General features: G+C 54.5%; 19 protein-coding genes and 1 tRNA gene. 7 read left to right on the forward strand and 13 right to left on the reverse strand.

Annotated elements, in window-relative coordinates; translation table 11 throughout:
* Nucleotides 1-21: 21 nt before the first annotated feature.
* On the reverse strand, nucleotides 22-1626 hold the full coding sequence (locus tag AC2FH6_RS02535; protein WP_496701048.1) for a L,D-transpeptidase family protein: 1605 nt from the start codon (nucleotides 1624-1626) through the stop codon (nucleotides 22-24).
* 355 nt (nucleotides 1627-1981) lie between these two features.
* Here AC2FH6_RS02535 and mepK point away from each other — a divergent pair, with 355 nt between their 5' ends.
* Nucleotides 1982-2551, forward strand: a complete 570-nt coding sequence (gene mepK / locus AC2FH6_RS02540) for a peptidoglycan L,D-endopeptidase MepK (protein WP_142633747.1) — start codon at nucleotides 1982-1984, stop codon at nucleotides 2549-2551.
* Between the two features lie 165 nt (nucleotides 2552-2716).
* Here mepK and AC2FH6_RS02545 read toward each other — a convergent pair.
* From AC2FH6_RS02545 to iscR, 9 genes are all read right to left on the reverse strand, one after another.
* Nucleotides 2717-2793: transfer RNA gene (locus tag AC2FH6_RS02545), tRNA-Arg, on the reverse strand.
* 66 nt (nucleotides 2794-2859) lie between these two features.
* Nucleotides 2860-4080: a cysteine desulfurase gene (locus AC2FH6_RS02550; RefSeq protein WP_496701050.1), complete on the reverse strand. Its 1221-nt coding sequence runs from the start codon at nucleotides 4078-4080 to the stop codon at nucleotides 2860-2862.
* Between the two features lie 14 nt (nucleotides 4081-4094).
* On the reverse strand, nucleotides 4095-4661 hold the full coding sequence (locus tag AC2FH6_RS02555) for a YIP1 family protein (protein ID WP_496695491.1): 567 nt from the start codon (nucleotides 4659-4661) through the stop codon (nucleotides 4095-4097).
* The gene (locus AC2FH6_RS02560; RefSeq protein ID WP_282027397.1) at nucleotides 4658-5143 is read right to left on the reverse strand and encodes a YIP1 family protein; all 486 of its coding nucleotides are present in this window, start codon (nucleotides 5141-5143) and stop codon (nucleotides 4658-4660) included. The genes AC2FH6_RS02555 and AC2FH6_RS02560 overlap by 4 nt, the downstream gene beginning before the upstream one ends.
* Nucleotides 5143-6423, reverse strand: a complete 1281-nt coding sequence (sufD, locus tag AC2FH6_RS02565) for a Fe-S cluster assembly protein SufD (RefSeq protein ID WP_271947165.1) — start codon at nucleotides 6421-6423, stop codon at nucleotides 5143-5145. Before sufD ends, AC2FH6_RS02560 begins: the two co-directional genes overlap by 1 nt.
* Nucleotides 6423-7178, reverse strand: a complete 756-nt coding sequence (sufC, locus tag AC2FH6_RS02570; protein ID WP_496701052.1) for a Fe-S cluster assembly ATPase SufC — start codon at nucleotides 7176-7178, stop codon at nucleotides 6423-6425. Before sufC ends, sufD begins: the two co-directional genes overlap by 1 nt.
* Before the next feature lie 72 nt (nucleotides 7179-7250).
* Nucleotides 7251-8771, reverse strand: coding sequence for a Fe-S cluster assembly protein SufB (gene sufB / locus AC2FH6_RS02575; protein WP_142633735.1), 1521 nt, complete (start codon nucleotides 8769-8771; stop codon nucleotides 7251-7253).
* Nucleotides 8772-8789: 18 nt separating this feature from the next.
* Nucleotides 8790-9869: a cysteine desulfurase family protein gene (locus tag AC2FH6_RS02580; RefSeq protein WP_496701053.1), complete on the reverse strand. Its 1080-nt coding sequence runs from the start codon at nucleotides 9867-9869 to the stop codon at nucleotides 8790-8792.
* Between the two features lie 48 nt (nucleotides 9870-9917).
* On the reverse strand, nucleotides 9918-10376 hold the full coding sequence (gene iscR, locus AC2FH6_RS02585; RefSeq protein WP_142633731.1) for a Fe-S cluster assembly transcriptional regulator IscR: 459 nt from the start codon (nucleotides 10374-10376) through the stop codon (nucleotides 9918-9920).
* Between the two features lie 178 nt (nucleotides 10377-10554).
* On the opposite strand from iscR, the gene AC2FH6_RS02590 reads away from it, so the two are divergent.
* From AC2FH6_RS02590 to AC2FH6_RS02600, 3 genes are read left to right on the forward strand one after another with little or no spacing between them, the layout of a single operon-like run.
* On the forward strand, nucleotides 10555-11208 hold the full coding sequence (locus tag AC2FH6_RS02590; protein WP_142633729.1) for an alpha/beta hydrolase: 654 nt from the start codon (nucleotides 10555-10557) through the stop codon (nucleotides 11206-11208).
* Nucleotides 11208-11453, forward strand: coding sequence for a hypothetical protein (locus AC2FH6_RS02595; protein WP_142633727.1), 246 nt, complete (start codon nucleotides 11208-11210; stop codon nucleotides 11451-11453). The genes AC2FH6_RS02590 and AC2FH6_RS02595 overlap by 1 nt, the downstream gene beginning before the upstream one ends.
* A complete protein-coding gene (locus tag AC2FH6_RS02600) occupies nucleotides 11450-12607 on the forward strand; it encodes an HD domain-containing protein (RefSeq protein ID WP_496701054.1) in 1158 nt (385 codons plus the stop codon). The genes AC2FH6_RS02595 and AC2FH6_RS02600 overlap by 4 nt, the downstream gene beginning before the upstream one ends.
* Nucleotides 12608-12661: 54 nt before the next feature.
* Here AC2FH6_RS02600 and AC2FH6_RS02605 read toward each other — a convergent pair whose 3' ends face one another.
* Nucleotides 12662-12793, reverse strand: coding sequence for a hypothetical protein (locus AC2FH6_RS02605; protein ID WP_271947174.1), 132 nt, complete (start codon nucleotides 12791-12793; stop codon nucleotides 12662-12664).
* A 175-nt stretch (nucleotides 12794-12968) separates the two neighbouring features.
* Between AC2FH6_RS02605 and AC2FH6_RS02610 the strand changes: the two genes are divergently transcribed.
* The 3 genes from AC2FH6_RS02610 (at nucleotide 12969) to AC2FH6_RS02620 (ending at nucleotide 16235) form a co-directional block, all read left to right on the forward strand.
* Complete coding sequence (locus AC2FH6_RS02610) at nucleotides 12969-13304, forward strand: DMT family transporter (protein ID WP_142633723.1); 336 nt, start codon at nucleotides 12969-12971, stop codon at nucleotides 13302-13304.
* 76 nt (nucleotides 13305-13380) lie between these two features.
* Complete coding sequence (gene typA / locus AC2FH6_RS02615) at nucleotides 13381-15198, forward strand: translational GTPase TypA (protein WP_496701056.1); 1818 nt, start codon at nucleotides 13381-13383, stop codon at nucleotides 15196-15198.
* A gap of 434 nt (nucleotides 15199-15632) precedes the next feature.
* A complete protein-coding gene (locus tag AC2FH6_RS02620; protein ID WP_496701057.1) occupies nucleotides 15633-16235 on the forward strand; it encodes a hypothetical protein in 603 nt (200 codons plus the stop codon).
* A gap of 78 nt (nucleotides 16236-16313) precedes the next feature.
* Here the strand turns inward: AC2FH6_RS02620 and AC2FH6_RS02625 are convergent, their stop codons facing one another.
* Nucleotides 16314-16988: a transglutaminase-like cysteine peptidase gene (locus AC2FH6_RS02625; RefSeq protein WP_496701059.1), complete on the reverse strand. Its 675-nt coding sequence runs from the start codon at nucleotides 16986-16988 to the stop codon at nucleotides 16314-16316.
* 316 nt (nucleotides 16989-17304) lie between these two features.
* The gene (locus AC2FH6_RS02630; RefSeq protein ID WP_142633718.1) at nucleotides 17305-17592 is read right to left on the reverse strand and encodes a DUF1330 domain-containing protein; all 288 of its coding nucleotides are present in this window, start codon (nucleotides 17590-17592) and stop codon (nucleotides 17305-17307) included.
* Between the last annotated feature and the right edge of the window lie 2 nt (nucleotides 17593-17594).

Raw genomic sequence — 17594 nt, forward strand, 5'->3', positions numbered from 1 at the left:
ACTAGGACCTGCCCCCGGTGATTACCCCTGAACGTCCGGCAGGGCCACCCCTGCTTTCTGCAGAGCATTCCAGATTTTCTGATCACGGCCATAGACGTCGCGTCGGTACTGTACCTCACCTTTCGGGCCAATAAAGGCAGTGCGGTAAATCAAGTGGACAGGAACATGCTGCTCAAGTTTCACAGTGGTCTCTTTTCCAGTCGCGAGAATCCGATGGAAAAATGCCTTTGGGTTTTCTTCTTGCTTCGCCAACAGTGCGTAAGCGAATTCGAAAGGCTGAGCCAATCTGATACAACCATGCGAGAAGGCACGAGATTCCCGAGCAAACAAACTTTTCTGCGGTGTATCATGCAGATAGATGTTGTGCTTGTTGGGGAACATGAACTTCACCAGCCCCAGGGCATTGCTTTTGCTGGGCGGTTGGCGCATCGCAAAAGGAAAGTTGCTTGCGGTGAACTGAGTGAAATCTACTGCCCCGCGATTGACCTGGCGACCACTGCGATCGGTAATCTGAATATGCCCAACGGCATTTGGGTTGGACTGCAGCTGCGGCAGGTATTCCTTGGTGATGATCGAGCGTGGGACATACCAGCTGGGGTTAATGACCATATGTTCCATCTTGTCGGAAAACTCGGGGCTCCGACGATCATGGGTGTTCTTGCCGATCACAGCGCGGGTTTCAAAGGTAATAAAGCCGTCATCAACAATCTTGGCTGAGAAATCAGCCTGATTGACCAGAATGTGGCGTTCACCGCGCTCGCGCGGCAACCAGCGCTCACGCTCCAGCGCGACATAGACGGCCTTCAGACGATCCGAAGCAGTGCGGTTCAATTCAGTAATTGTGCCCGGACCCGCGACGCCATCTGCGGCAAGACCATGTGCGATTTGAAACCGTTGAACACCTGCCAGCAAGGCATCGTCAAAAACAGGGCTGGCTGTTGGGTTCATAAAACCCATTTCAACCAATCTGTTACGCATCGCTATTACGGCGGGTCCCGTATCTCCCAGCTCTAGCTTTGCTTGTGGAACAGTAGTTCCCCAACCGCCTTGGCGAACCAATTCTTCCAGCGCAAGTTTCTGCTTCATCAAAGCCCGGTACTGGGTCGAGCTTGGCGCCAACTGATCGAAATAGGCTGCATCCTCCGAGGTCGTCAGTCCACGCAGATGCCCTGCTGTCGAGGTCGGCTCGACCTTCCTGACTAATCCATCGTCTATATCGGATGGTCGTAAAAGGCCTGTCCTCATGTCCTGAGCATAGGCTGCAAAAACGCGTGTCAACTCGACCTCGACGGCCCCAAGCTCACGCGCTGATTTTGCTGATTGAAGTCGGTCAACCAAGCCCTGCGCATCATAGGCGTTCGCGGGTAGCCCGTGTAATTCGACTGCAGAAAGCCCCTCAATCAACCGTTGACGACGTTCAGCATGTGCAGCCGTGTCGCCAACCCAAACAGGCACGAATCCTCTTTCACGGTAGAAATCGGCAATCTCAGACCCGGAAGGTGCAAATTCGGCAACCGCCATCTGGAATGCGGTGTCAGGCTTGGCCTCAGTGTTCGCCATCGCCGAAGACGTTAGAAAACATGCGGCCAAAGCAATACCGGTGCTTGCACGAAGAACAGAGAACATTTGGAGCCCTTGAATTTTCAATATAATACGCCGTTTCAGGCAATGCCGAACAATTATGGTTTTGCTTGAAACCCATTGTCTATTCACAAATGCATCAATTTCGTGCTTATACCCAAGCGTGATGCTTGTTTGCATCGGACAGATTTCGGCGACGGCCTAAGACGTTGGATCTTTGCCATTTTGCACCACCTGCGCAAAAAACTGCCGAAAATTCCCCCTTGAAAAGATGAATTTGAAAGACTTCTTGGCCGCCCTTCACGAGTGTGTCATAAATCCCTCATCTGGGATGGGAATAAATTAATACAGCGCGCGTAACATCGTGTGCAGGCAGGAACAGTACGGGACGAAACACAAAATGACGACGAGCAGTTCCTCGGGTTTGACCCGGCGTGCTTTATTGGGCGCATTCGCAGCTACAGCAGTTGTAGCAACTCCAACCTACTCCAATGCAGCAGGATTCCTTCGTGGCGGTGGTGATATTCGCCGTATTCGCATGTATTCCGGACGCACTGGCGAGCGGATCGATATGATCTATTGGGTTGACGGTAAATACATCAAAGACGCGGTCAAAGAAGTGAACCACTTCATGCGCGATTGGCGCACCGACCAGGCCAAAGATATGGACCTCCGCACGATCGACATCATGGCGGCGTCGCATAATCTGTTGGATGTCAACGAACCCTATATGCTGCTGTCGGGCTATCGCTCGCCGCAGACCAACGCGATGCTGCGGTCACGGTCGCGCCGTGTTGCCAAGAATTCGTTGCACATGAAAGGCCAGGCAGCCGACCTCCGCCTGTCATCTCGTTCGGTCTCGCAAATGGCCAAAGCGGCGATGTCTTGCCGTGCTGGTGGTGTTGGCAAATACCACCGCTCGAACTTCGTGCATATGGATTGCGGTGTGGTAAGAAGCTGGGGCGGTTGATCCGCCCCGCCCGTCGTCAAGAGAAGTTTGTCGGTCACGTAACCGTTTGAATGAGCAGATTTATCTGCCATTGTGGAGGTGCCATTCTACTCAGGCAGCCTCATAAATCCTGCGCAAACCGGCTGTTGCAGGTGATCTTCAATACGAGCCCAAATATTCAAGAAATGGCGCACCTGAGAGGATTCGAACCTCTGGCCTCTGCCTTCGGAGGGCAGCGCTCTATCCAGCTGAGCTACAGGTGCCTGAGCCGTTAGCTAACCTTGTTCCGGGCCGGGTGCAACTGAAAATCGACCCGGATCAAACAGGTTTCACGCGAACAGATCATGCGCAAGTTCAAGCGCTTCGATCAGGGTATCGACCTCATCTTTCGAGTTATAGAGACCAAAACTGGCGCGGCATGTCGCGGTGACTCCGAGGAAATCCATCAATGGTCCAGCACAATGGTGCCCGGCCCGAACGGCGACGCCCTTCTTATCCAAAATCGTCGAAATGTCATGCGCGTGGCCTGCACCGTCCAAAGTGAAGCTAAAGATCGCCGCTTTGTCCGGCCGTGTCCCCTGAAGCTGAATCCAGTTCAGCCCCGCAAACCTCTGCATCGCATAGTCTCGGATCCCGGCCTCATGAGCAGCAACGTTGTCCATCCCCAAATCCATCAGATAGTCCAGAGCGACGCCCAGTCCGATGGTTTGCACGATGCCAGGAGTTCCCGCCTCGAATTTCATCGGTGGATCATTGTAGATCACCTGATCCTTGCTGACCTCTTTGATCATGTCACCGCCACCGATAAACGGGCGCATTTCGGCCATCCGGCCAGATTTGATGTAAATCGCTCCCGATCCCGATGGGCCATAAAGCTTATGCCCGGTGATGGCGTAGAAATCGCAGCCGATATCCTGGACATCGACCGGCATATGCACGGCGCCTTGACTGCCATCCACCAGCACCGGGACGCCTTTGGCATGGGCGCCTTCTGTGATTGCTTTGACATCCACAACCGTGCCCAACACGTTCGAACAATGGGTCACCGCGACCAGCTTGGTTTTTGGACCGATGGCATCAATGACAGCTTGCGGATCAAGCCCGCCATCCGCATCCACATCCACCCATTTCAGCACTACTCCCTGACGCTCGCGCAGGAAATGCCAGGGTACGATGTTTGCATGATGCTCCATCACACTCAGAACGATCTCGTCCCCGGCCTGAAGACGCGGCATCGCCCAGCCATAGGCGACCAGATTGATGCCTTCGGTCGTGCCCGAGTTCAGAACAATTTCATCTTCATCCGTTACGCCCAGAAATCGGGCAATAGTTCCACGAACGGATTCGTATTTCTCGGTCGCCAGATTGGACAGATAGTGCAGCCCGCGATGCACATTTGCATATTCTTCGGTATAAGCCCGCGTCACAGCGTCAATGACAACCTGTGGCTTCTGAGCTGATGCTCCATTGTCCAGATAGGTCAGCGGCTTGCCGTTTACCTCTCGGGACAGGATCGGAAAGTCAGCGCGAATTTTCTGCAGATCGAACATCGTATTTTTCTTCCCTAGACCGGGCCGTTGGGTGTGAACATGAGGACAAATGAGATTGAAATCAGTGCGGATAACAGAATGACCCCAAAAGATTTCAGCATCGAGTTGAACTTATGAGCTTCATTCAGGAAATGCATTGAGACGTAAAGGCTGACAAGTGCGGTCGCCAGCAAAAACATGACCATCATAAATGGAACAACCATCGAAACGATCAGCGTCACCGACATCGCTGCGATCTGAAGGAATTGCAGCCAGATCGTCAGGATCAGGATATCTTTGAATGTCGCAACGCCCCCGATAGTACGACCAACAAAAAGAAGAGCCACCACGCTGAGCAGCATCGCGCCTGACGAACGCAGAAGGTTCAGAATAACAGGATCAGAAACGGGAAGCGGTTCACCCTGCGGGACAGGGACCATCTGTTCAATACCAATTTGGATGGCACCGTTCAGAACGACAGCCAGAAAGAATGCCAGCCAGACAACTTCACGCCCGGGACGCAGATCCAGCAACCGTCTTGCCGCTTCGGCAGGGTTGGTCAGGGTCAGAACAGCAATCTGACTCAGCACGGCCGGATTCATTCCGCATACCTTTGCGCTTGCCTAAGGCCCGAAAACCAGAACCACAGGAATACGACAAACCAGACCAACCCGACAGTGGTCATGGTTGTCCCCGGACCGATAAAACCAGCGACAAGGCCGTTCAGCAAAATCAACGGCGTCGAGGATAGCAACGCCCAGAACAGAGCCAACCTTGCGCCATAGGCAGTCCCCTTTCCGCCGAACAGACGCGCCGCACCGTGGGACACGAAGGCCAGAAGGTAGAAGAACAGCGGCAAGATAATGACCGTTCCAAGCAAGGCACCGCCCAACAGCATGTTAAGCTCGAGGTCTTCGAGATGCGCCTGTCGGGACAAACGTGGCAGTTGCGCAATGAATGCCACCACGCAGAACGCCATTACAAAGACCAAAGCGCGGTCCTCACGTTCGCCCAAATCCAAAAGCCGGCTTACAACCCGGCCTGGTCCACGGTATGTGGCCACTATATCCGACGTTACCGGCATCAGCTTCGCCGAGAAAGCCAGCCTTCAAGGCGGTCAACCATAGCCTCCGCAAGGCCTTCATCCTCGATCTCTTCCACAGCCTCGGCCAGGAACGACAAGGTCAGCAAATTTGTTGCCTCTTTGACGGGCACACCCCGAGACCGCAGGTAGAACAGAGCCGTTTCATCAAGCGCACCTGATGTCGAACCGTGCGAACAGACAACGTCATCGGCATAGATCTCAAGCTCGGGCTTGGCGAGGAACTGACTATCATCATCCAGTAGCAAAGACTGGCTGATCTGATACCCATCTGTTTTCTGGGCGCCCTCTTTCACAAGGATCTTGCCCTGAAACACGCCGGTCGCGCCGTTCCGCAGCACCTTCTTGAACACCTGGCGGCTTTCGCAACCAACCGCGTCATGGGTGACGAATACCGTGTCGTCATGGTGAAAGTCGCCATCTCCGACGCAGGCACCGGCCACGTGCGCCACCGCATCATCGCCGGTCAATTCGATCACCTGTTCGTTCCGGGTCAGAACACCGTTCATGGTCAGGGTGAAGGATTTGTAGACCGAATTGGCACCCAACCGTGTAAACATATGCGTCGCCGCACGACGCTCGTGGTCACGACCCTGGGCCCGCACATGGTGCAGCGAGCCACCATCGGCAATGTCAATTTCCATACATTTGTTGAAACGCGATGCCGCCGGCCCGTTTTCGAGAATGGTAACCTCGGCGTCAGTTTCGACCCGTACTACGTGATGCAGGATCGCATCCGAATCCTCGGACGCATGGCGATAGATCAGGCTGATCGGTTTCGATGGCTTACCGGTCACATGGATGGCCACGCCGTCTGATGCAAATGCGGTGTTCAATGCGGCCAGCGGGCGCTGAACCGGAACTTGTCCATTCGCTTCAAGAACGCCGTACAAGTCTTTGGCCCAATGGATATCTTTGCAGCAAATATCTTCAAGTCGGTCGATCGAAACACCTTCGAGCGTCAGATCATCGGACTCTTCGGGATTGAACACTCCGTCAACGAAGACAATCTTCAAGCGGTCGAATTCATCGAACATTTGCGGCTCGTCCGACTCGAACAGCGCCGCATGCGCTGCATCAGCCGATACGAGCGTATCGGGTTGGGTGTATTTCCAGTACTCGTCGCGCCGACTGGGCAAGCCCATTTGACGCACACGGGCAATCGCGTCCTCGCGCGCAGCGCGAGTACATCCGGCATCGGGCAACGACAGGACGGCCAGCCGCTCCTCTGTCGCAGTCTGTTTTGCTTGGGGCAACGCCATCAGTTCACCTCGGCCAAAATGTCGGCATAACCGTTGTTTTCAACCTCAAGTGCCAACTCGGGACCGCCAGTTTTTACAATCCGCCCATCGGCCATGATATGCACGACATCAGGTTTGATGTGGTCCAGAAGGCGCTGATAATGCGTGATAACAAGGAAGCCACGCGCTTCGTCGCGCAGCGCGTTCACGCCCTCGGCAACCAGTTTCATCGCGTCTACATCCAAACCAGAATCTGTCTCGTCCAGAATGCACATTTTGGGCTCGAGCATGGCCATTTGCAGTATTTCGTTGCGCTTTTTCTCACCGCCAGAAAAGCCAACATTCACAGGGCGCTTCAGCATATCCGCATCGATCTTTAACGATTTGGCCTTGGCGCGCACCTCTTTCAGGAAATCGGCTGCCGAAAGCTCATCTTCCCCGCGGGCCTTGCGCTGTGAATTCACAGCGGTGCGCAGAAAGGTCATGTTGCCAACGCCCGGGATTTCAACCGGATATTGGAACGCCAGGAAAACACCGGCTGCTGCGCGCTCTTCCGGTTCCATCTCGAACAGGTTCTCACCACCAAGGGTCGCCGAGCCTCCTGTCACTTCATACCCATCCCGTCCGGACAGCACATAGCTGAGTGTCGATTTGCCCGAGCCATTCGGCCCCATGATCGCATGTACCTTGCCGGCCTCAACCGTCAGGTCCACACCTTTGAGGATTTGCTTGTCTTCTTCTTCAAGTTTGACGTGCAGGTTTTTGATTTCCAGCATGTTTTATTCCTTTGGCGTATCGCAAGGGGGTCATGCCCCCCTCGTATGTTCTGAATTCAGGTAAGGTCGGGATTAACCCACAGATCCTTCGAGGCTGATGGCCACCAACTGCTGGGCCTCCATCGCAAATTCCATCGGCAGTGCCTGTAGCACGTCCTTGCAGAACCCGTTGACAACAAGGGCCACGGCCTCTTCCTCGTCCATTCCGCGCTGACGGCAATAGAACAGCTGATCATCATCGACCTTCGACGTCGTCGCTTCATGCTCGACGCGCGATGAGTTGTTCTTGACCTCGATATAGGGCACCGTATGCGCCCCGCATTTGTCGCCGATCAACAAGCTGTCACACTGGGTGTAATTCCGGCTGTCCTTGGCTTTCGGATGCATCGAGACCAGCCCGCGATAGGTGTTCTGCGCCTTACCCGCGCTGATCCCTTTCGAAACGATCCGAGACTTGGTGTTCTTGCCGAGGTGGATCATCTTGGTGCCAGTGTCGGCCTGCTGATAGTTATTGGCAATCGCGATCGAATAGAACTCACCTTGGCTTTCATTGCCGCGCAGGATGCAGGACGGGTATTTCCACGTCACGGCCGAGCCGGTTTCAACCTGCGTCCACATCACCTTGGACCGGTCGCCGCGGCAATCCGCGCGCTTGGTCACAAAGTTATAGATGCCGCCCTTGCCATTCTCATCCCCGGGGTACCAGTTCTGAACGGTCGAGTATTTTACCTCGGCATCTTCCTCGATAATGATTTCGACCACGGCAGCATGCAGCTGCGCAGTGTCGCGCTGAGGCGCAGTACAGCCTTCCAAGTAGCTGACATAGCTGCCTTTATCGGCAATGATCAGGGTACGTTCAAACTGACCGGTGTTCTCCGCATTGATGCGGAAATAGGTGCTCAGCTCCATCGGGCAGCGTACGCCCGGTGGGATGTAGACAAATGACCCGTCCGAGAACACGGCCGAGTTCAGCGTGGCATAGAAATTATCGGATACCGGAACCACGGTGCCCAGGTATTTCTTGACCAGCTCGGGGTGTTCCCTGATCGCTTCAGAGATCGAGCAGAAGATCACACCTGCCTTTTTCAATTCCGCCTGAAAAGTTGTGCCAACGGACACCGAGTCGAACACCGCATCCACGGCCACCTTGCGGCCCTCAGCAGGCATATCCTCAGCACCTTCGACGCCAGCCAGAATCATCTGTTCTTTCAATGGGATACCAAGCTTTTCGTAAGTGGCCAGCAGCTTCGGATCCACCTCATCCAGCGATTTCGGCTTTACCTCCATCGATTTCGGACGGGCATAGTAATACTGGTTCTGGAAGTCGATTTCGGGATAGCTGACCATCGCCCATTTCGGCTCTTCCATCTTGGTCCAGCGTTCGAACGCGGCCAGACGCCATTCGGTCATCCATTCCGGTTCTTCATTCTTGTCCGAGATCAGACGGACGATATCAGGGTTCACGCCTTTTGGGGCGTATTCCATCTCGATATCGGTGTTCCAGCCGTATTTATAAGTTCCGGCCTCGCGCACCGCATCAACGGTTTCCTGATCGACACCTTCTTTTACCTGAGTCTGGTCCAAAGCGGCCATGACTTATCCTCCGTCAGATCACGCGGCACGCGCGCGATGCTTTTTCTCTTTTTCCAGCCACGTATCCGCGAAACGCAGCACATCATCTTCTGTCGTCCAAGGGCCGAGCGATACCCGAATTGCGCTGGCTGCCGTTACCTCGTCATATCCCATTGCCGACAGAACTCGGCTGGTCTTTACCTTGCCACTTGAACAGGCCGAACCTGCGCTGATCGCAAATCCAGCCAGATCCATCTGCATAACTTGCGTCTCCCCTTTCCATCCGGGAGTTGCAAAACACAAAGTGTTGGGGAGTCGCTCCTGATCTTTCCCGACAAAAATAGTCGCTTTCGATCCGGCCTCAAGTGCGTTCTCTAGAATATTTCTAAATTTAGCAACATTTTCCCAAACACCGTTAGCCAGATCTTTCACTGCAGCCTCGGCAGCGGCACCAAAACCCGCGATTCCAACAACGTTTTCCGTCCCGGAGCGCCGGCCCATTTCCTGCCCGCCGCCAACCGCAAGCGGGTTGATGTCCAGCCCTTGTTTTAGGATCAGGGCGCCAACACCCTTAGGACCGCCGATTTTATGCGCCGAAAGAACCGCCATATCCGCATCGCTCCAGGCGAAGGAAAAGGGAATACGGCCAACAGCCTGTGTAATATCCAGCAACAACCAATCGGCGCGCCGTGCGCCATAGGGCCACTGACCTTCGACCTTTTTCGGTGGCAAGGTAACGATACCTGTTTCCGAATTCGCCAACCCCATTGCTAAGATGTGACCAGGTCCGAACGGGCGTTCGTTGCAGTTCGATAGATCAAGATGCGACCAAAGCGCGTCATGCGCCGTTGCATCGACGAACACATCGCAATTATTCGGTCTATTCTGCAGGACCCGAGCCGCTTCGGTCGCACCTGAGGTGAAAATAATTTCCTGCGGTCGGCACCCGACAGCTTCGGCCACCTGCGCCCGTGCACGCTCGACCATGGCCTTTGCCGCTCGTCCTTCAGCGTGAACCGAGGAAGGGTTACCGATCTGATCCATTGCCGTGATCATCGCATCGCGCGCTTCGGGGCGAATTGGCGTTGTGGCGTTATGATCAAGGTAAACACGATTCATGGATGCACCTTTTGGCAACCAAAGGGACTTGGACAAAGCAAATTCATCTTACTCGTCCACGACCGCGAACAGATTGGGAACAGCCGGACAGGGTGCCAAGTCGTTCCTGATCACATCAGAAAGCCGCGTTTGATGCAGAAACACATAAACATGGGCACTCAGCCCTTCCCACAATCGGTTGGTCAGCGATTGCGCACGACTGCCCGATGAGGCCCCGGATGCCCCTGCCCCTTTTTTCAACGCGTCTACAGTTTCGTCGACGGCGGACAGAATTTCGACTACACGGATTTCCGACGCAGGGCGCGCCAGCCGATAACCTCCGCCCGGACCACGCACTGACGAGACAAGCTCGGCCCGGCGCAGCTTTACGAACAGCTGTTCAAGATAAGGCAACGAGATGTCCTGCCGTTCGGAAATTTCGCTCAGCGTTACCAGTCCGTCAGAAGACTGAAGAGCGATATCAGCCAAGGCCACCATCGCGTAACGACCCTTGGTCGAAAGCTTCATTCTCATTCCCTTATGGCAGTTAACGCGCGAAATCATTGACGCCGCCGCTGCCAGTGCGTATCTCCGACTGACAGCGCCCTTGCGCCGACTAACACAATTAGAACCGTTCTAAGGTGTCCGACGATTATCGTCAAGTATTTCCGGACACCCAGAAGAAAAAGACAGGACCTATGCACACATGCCCGAGGTGATTTTTCCCGGACCCGAAGGCCGCCTGGAAGGCCGCTACCACCCGCAAAAGGAAAAAGACGCACCGATCGCCATCGTGTTGCACCCGCATCCTCAATTTGGCGGGACCATGAACAACAAGGTGGTCTATAATCTGCACTATGCGTTCTACAACATGGGTTTCACCGTGTTGCGGTTCAACTTTCGCGGTGTTGGCCGCAGCCAGGGCGAATATGACCAGGGCGTAGGCGAGCTGAGTGATGCGGCATCGGCACTGGACTACCTGCAGTCGATGAACAACAATTCGAAACACTGCTGGGTCGCAGGGTTCTCGTTCGGAGCCTGGATCGGGATGCAACTGCTTATGCGCCGCCCTGAGATTACCGGTTTCATCAGCGTTTCTCCGCCAGCCAACATGTATGATTTCTCGTTCCTGGCGCCCTGCCCCTCTTCGGGTCTGATTATCAACGGATCCTCTGATCGGGTAGCCCCGCCTGCAGACACCACTGCATTGGTTAACAAGCTGCATGAACAGAAGGGCATCACAATCACCCATAACGAAGTTGAGGGGGCTGACCACTTCTTTCAGGATCGCCACATGGATACGCTGATCACTGACGTAAGTGACTATGTGAAACGGCGGCTGACAGAGAACACGCGCTAATGTCCGACACGATCATCAGGCTTGCTTCCAAGCTGGCCGAAGACACAATGAAAGTGATGGACGAAACAGGAAACGACCGCTTCTTCATGGAAGTTGGCGAAGTGATCGGGGCGTCCTCACAAACATTGGAAGAAGCATTCCTGACCGAGATCCGTGTCCGGATGGCCGAACGTAAGGCCCGCAAGTTTGTCGTCGAAAAATTGACCGAACATCGGTCAAAACTGAAAGCTATAGAAAAACAATGACGCAAAGACTGTCCGCGCAAATCGACTTTCTTAAACGCGCGGACAGGTTGAAATCTGTCAATCGTGCCAACGCCTTGTTGGATCAGTCTCGCCCAGAGAACGCGGCTGAGCATAGTTGGCAACTGGCGCTTTGGGCCCTGGTTTTGGAACCGGTTGCCGGGCCAGACGTGAATATCGACCGCGTGATCAAAATGCTACTGCTGCATGATCTGGTCGAAATCATCGTAGGCGATCACCCGATTCACCTGAAAACAGATTGGAAAGCACTGGAATTGGCGGAACAAACAGCTGCTGAAGAGCTGTTTGGCATGCTGCCTGCTGATCAGGCCACGACGTTTCTGGCTCTTTGGCAAGAATTCGAGGCCGACACCACTCCGGACGCGAAATTCGCCAAGATTCTGGATCGGTCGCAACCGATGTTTCAGGTGCTGTGTGCAGAACGGCCAAACCCAGAGCATTTAGCTGTCGTGAATGACAACCTGAAACAAGGTCGCGCTGCCTATCTGCAACAAGCTTTCCCGGACGCATATAATCTTGCCCAAGCACTGCTGAATGGAGGCAAACTCGAAACCTCCGAGCTTTCTTTGCGTTTGGGTTTCTTGTCCGAAACTGACCAACTCAAATCGGTTCAGCGCGCATCGCGTCTGCTCTATGATGACCGGTTTGAGAATTCAGCCGAACATTCCTGGCACATCATGCTTTTTGCCTGGGTCCTGTCCGAATATGCAGCCCCTTCCGTTTCTGTAAACCGCGCCCTCAGAATGCTTTTGCTGCACGACATTGTTGAAATTGACGCCGGTGATCACCCAATTCATGGGCAGGTCGACCACGCGGCACAAGCCGCCGAGGAACTTGCTGCGGCGCAAAGGTTGTTTGGAATGCTCCCAGAGGTGCAAAATCAAGAATTCATGTCGATCTGGCAGGAGTTTGAACAGGCCGAAAGCCCCGATGCCTGTTTCGCCAAAGCGATTGATCGCTTCCAGACCCCGGTTGGCAACCTCGAGACAGGAGGCGGTTCCTGGATTGATTACAACGTCACATACGAACAAATCCACAGCCGTGTCGGCACGGTGATTATTCCCGGTGCACCAGCCCTGTGGGCATGGCTGGATCCGTTACTTCGGGGTTACTTTTCTGAGACTGCAGAAAGCTGAAAACACAGCGGAAAAAGGAGCATAACACCCCTTTTTCCTGTATTCGGCAGTCGCTTAAACCGATGTACCAATCAATCGCTCAACATTTCGGGCTGCTTTTGTTTCGACGGACCCCCCGCCAGCAAGCCACCCAAGCGCAACAATAAGTGCCGAAAGAGCGATGACGTATTTTGCAAATTTCGTCATGGCGATACTCATAAAAAAAACACGATAAAACGCGGACAAAGTATCACATTGCCGAAAATCCACATAGTCGGGTAATCCTGACCCCTGACGGATGCCAGAAAACTCCTGCTATCGCTTGCGGGTATCGGTCATTTCGTGCTCAACCCAATGCAACCTTATTGAATGCGAGACCACCGTGCCCAAAGCATATCTTCTACTGCTGTTGGCAGTTGTTGCCGAAACGATTGGTACAACTGCACTTCAGGCCAGCCAGCAATTCAGCCGGTTCTGGCCGTCAGTGCTTGTGGTTGTTGGCTATGGAATTGCCTTTTATCTGATGGCCCTCACGCTCAAATACATGCCGGTTGGTATCGTCTATGCAATCTGGTCCGGCCTTGGAATCGTGCTGATTGCCATCATCGGTTTCATTGTCTTTGGTCAGAGGTTGGATTTACCCGGGATCGCTGGACTCAGCATGATTTTGGGTGGAATACTAATCATACACCTCTTTTCCGGTACAGCAGGACACTGACGATCGGTTAGGGCTGGCATATTTCGCCGAGCCGCGTTATGCGCGCGTCAACTTCCCGTTCAAAGGCTGACCTCTCATGGACCTGCGCAATATCGCAATCATCGCTCACGTGGACCACGGCAAAACAACGCTGGTCGATGAGCTGCTAAAACAATCCGGTGCGTTCCGGGAAAATCAAGCTGTCGCAGAACGCGCCATGGACAGCAATGACCTCGAGCGTGAGCGTGGTATCACCATCCTTGCAAAGGCCACTTCGGTGGAGTGGAAAGGCACGCGGATCAATATCGTCGATACGCCGGGCCACGCCGATTTCGGCGGCGAGGTTGAACGCATCCTTAGCATGGTCGACGGCGTTGTCCTGCTGGTCGATGCTGCCGAAGGTCCGATGCCGCAAACCAAATTCGTGACCTCCAAGGCGCTGGCGCTGGGTCTGCGTCCGATTGTGGTGCTGAACAAAGTCGACAAGCCCGACGCCGAACCAGACCGCGCGCTGGACGAATGCTTTGATCTGTTCGCAAACCTTGGTGCGGATGACGATCAGCTTGATTTCCCTTCAATGTACGCCTCAGGCCGGTCGGGCTGGGCAGATATGGAGCTGGAAGGACCCCGCAAGGATCTGTCAGCACTCTTCGACCTGATCGTTGACCACGTCCCAGCTCCCAAACAGATCGAACGCAAGGACGAACCCTTCCGGATGCTTGCCACGACACTGGGCAGCGACCCGTTCATCGGCCGCATTCTGACTGGCCGTGTCGAAAGTGGTACGCTCAAGGCAGGTGACACTCTCAAGGCGCTCAGCCGGGACGGAACACTTATCGAGAACTTCCGCGCCTCAAAAATCCTGGCTTTCCGCGGTTTGGGGCAGCAACCCATTGATGTGGCCGAGGCGGGCGATATCGTCACCATCGCAGGTATGAGCAAAGCGACCGTGGCAGATTCGCTTGTTGCCCCACAGGTCGAAGACGCTCTGCCCGCGCAGCCGATCGACCCGCCGACCATCACAGTGACCTTTGGTATCAACGATTCGCCCCTTGCCGGCCGAGACGGTAAAAAGGTTCAGTCCCGTGTCATTCGCGACCGTTTGATGAAAGAAGCAGAATCAAACGTCGCCATTCGCATTACCGACACTCCGGGCGGTGAGGCCTTCGAAGTTGCGGGACGCGGCGAATTGCAGATGGGTGTTCTGATCGAAAACATGCGCCGCGAAGGGTTCGAGCTGAGTATCTCTCGCCCACAGGTCCTGTTCCGCGAAGAAGACGGACAGCGCCTGGAGCCCATCGAAGAAGTCACCATTGACGTGGACGACGAGTATTCCGGCTCGGTCATTGAAAAGATAACAGGTGTCCGCAAAGGTGAATTGGCCGAGATGCGGCCTGCTGGTACAGGCAAAACCCGCATCATCGCCCATGTGCCGTCACGCGGGTTGATCGGTTATCACGGTGAATTCCTGACAGATACACGCGGTACTGGCGTTTTGAACCGTGTGTTCCACGACTGGGCACCGCATAAAGGACAAATTCCGGGCCGCCGCGCAGGCGTTCTGATCTCGATGGAGAACGGACAGGCAGTTGCTTATGCCCTTTGGAACCTCGAAGAGCGTGGCCGCATGTTTGTTAGCCCTCAGACCGATGTATATCAGGGTATGGTTATCGGCGAGCATTCGCGCGACAACGATCTTGAGGTTAACCCGCTGAAGGGGAAAAAACTGACCAACGTCCGGGCCAGCGGATCGGATGACGCTGTGCGCCTGACACCCCATATTCAGTTCTCGTTGGAAGAGGCGATCGCCTATATCGACGATGACGAACTTGTCGAAGTGACCCCGAACGCAATCCGTCTGCGCAAACGCTTTCTGGATCCGCACGAGCGCAAGCGTATGGCAAGATCTGCCTGATCATTGCAGTGATGCAGTTCACAGATTGGAAACAATAACACAATCGTGACATATTTGCGCACACGCGTATTAAGGCCCATCCTGGAAGGCTCGCTCTCAAAGCGGGCCTTCTTTTTGTTTTACCTACACTTTCTTCTTTAAGTTGTTTCACTTTTAACATTCACAATTTTAGGAAACTTGTAATTCTGGCTCAAAAGGGATGTATTTGTGTCCAAAGTATGGCACCTGTTTGCCTGCCAAGTTTTGAGTAATGAGTATCAAGGAGTAGCGCCATGCGCATTAAGTCTCGCTTACTTTCAATAGTATTTGTTTCAGCAACATTCCCAGTTATTTCAGCTGTATCCGCTTCAGCTTCAGACATGTGTACAATACGAACAGCCAAACAGTCGGTATCGACTGAAACGCTTTGTGCATGTTCTGTTGTAGACGCCCGGATGCTGCGCTATTTGCAGCGACGCTCAGATTTCGAGGACATCTTGTCCCGTACATTGGAGAGTTGCCCAGCTTTTGCAGCAGTTCTGACTGACTTTCCAACCGCATCTATTCTCGGAAATGAGCAACGATCAGGAGACGGCCCTGCTGATGAAAATGGCGGTGGTGGTTCAGGCGGTGGCGGCGGCGGCGGTGGTACCGGCGGCGGCGGCGGCGGTGGTACCGGCGGCGGCGGCGGCGGCGATGGTGACGACGGCGACGATGGTGACGACGGCGACGGTGGTGACGGCGGCGACGGTGGTGACGGCGGCGACGGTGGTGACGGCGGCGACGGTGGTGACGGCGGCGAAGGTGGCGACGGCGGCGACGGTGGTGACGGCGGCGAAGGTGGTGACGGCGGCGAAGGTGGTGACGGCGGCGAAGGTGGCGACGGCGGCGAAGGTGGCGACGGCGGCGAAGGTGGCGACGGCGGCGAAGGTGGTGACGGCGGCGAAGGTGGTGACGGTGGACCCAAGGGCAACCGTTCTGGCCATAGCGACGGAACCAATCCAGGCGGCCAATCTCAGAACCCGAACGGTACCAACAATCCGGGCAACCCCAAGTAAGCTAATTTAGTACTACAGAAAATGGCGAAGCTGCTGCTTCGCCATTTTTGCATTCTAACCAGCTGAGATTAGCTTTCCTCAGCTTCTGCCGAAGACCCCGACCCATTTACTGGGCCGCCGAGGGTCCTGCATCCGCAGAAACAGATATCGCGTCGCCGACCAGGGTTTGATGCGGTTGGTCAAGTTATCCAGAACCAGATCGCCACTGGCCGAGCGATAAACCAAAACCGCATGAGAATTTCGCTGCGTATCCAGTACAGTTGCGATCAAAAGTTTGCTCGGATCGACGCCCGCACGGATAAGATCCCTTTTCTTCAACAGAGCAAAGTCTTCGCAATCTCCACCGCGCGAAGTCGGCAGTGCCCAACGTTCACGAGTTCTATATTGGGCCTGATCTGTAACCGAGCGGGTGGTTGCGTTTACCTGCCGGTTGACCTTTTTGATGATCTGCATCTCTTGCTGGCTCGACATTGAATTCGAAGCCTTGCTGGAACATGCCCAAGAGTATTGACGGCACAGTTGCCGCGCTCCAGACGGCGGGGGCGAAGATGCGACTGTGCGGATGAAGTTGCCTTCCCGCGCTTGCGCATCTGGTGCCACAACCGAGGTCCCCAACGCCAATGCGAGGATTCCTAAAGTTCTACCAAAACCAGTCCAGATCCGCGCATTAACGGCCCTAAATTCCGTACCCATGGTCGCCATGCCTGTCCCTCGATCCGTGTTTTCCCTGCGATTGCCGCAAAACAGGACCATATTCCGTTTTCCGAAACTATCGGTAAACACGCCTAATTGTGCAATCTGTCTCAAATCTTGCAACTAAAAGAGGCGGAATTCCGTCATTGAAAATGGCATTTTTGGGTAAGAATCTGGCGCTGCTCGCCACATTCGAAACACGAACCCCTTGGCAGGCCCGACATCAAGACCCGCTAACTACTTGTAAATAAAAAATTTATGGGACTTCAGGTCGACGCTTGCCGCAACGTCATAATTGGGCGGCCATCTTTTGGCTGAAAACCGCCCAATGAATAAGCTGACAGGGGTATTAAATCCCTGATCGCACGGGGTGATTCTAATCTGTGATCTCTACGACCACCAATTCCCGCTCACTTGCACCACGCGCGTGATCCAGTGCTTGCTGATATTCCACCGAATTATAACACTCTACAGCGGCTTCCAATGAGGGGAATTTGGCGACAACGTTGCGCGGCCGTTCTTTGCCTTCCAACTGCACGTATCGCGCAGCACGCGCGATAAACGCACCACCGTGTTTGGCAATCGCAGGCCCGGCGAGCTCGGCATATTTTCCATAGGATTCGGCGTCGGTAACACTGACATGTGCAATCCAAAGTGCGGACATTT

It is taken from the genome of Ruegeria sp. CDSC045, from assembly GCF_059610725.1.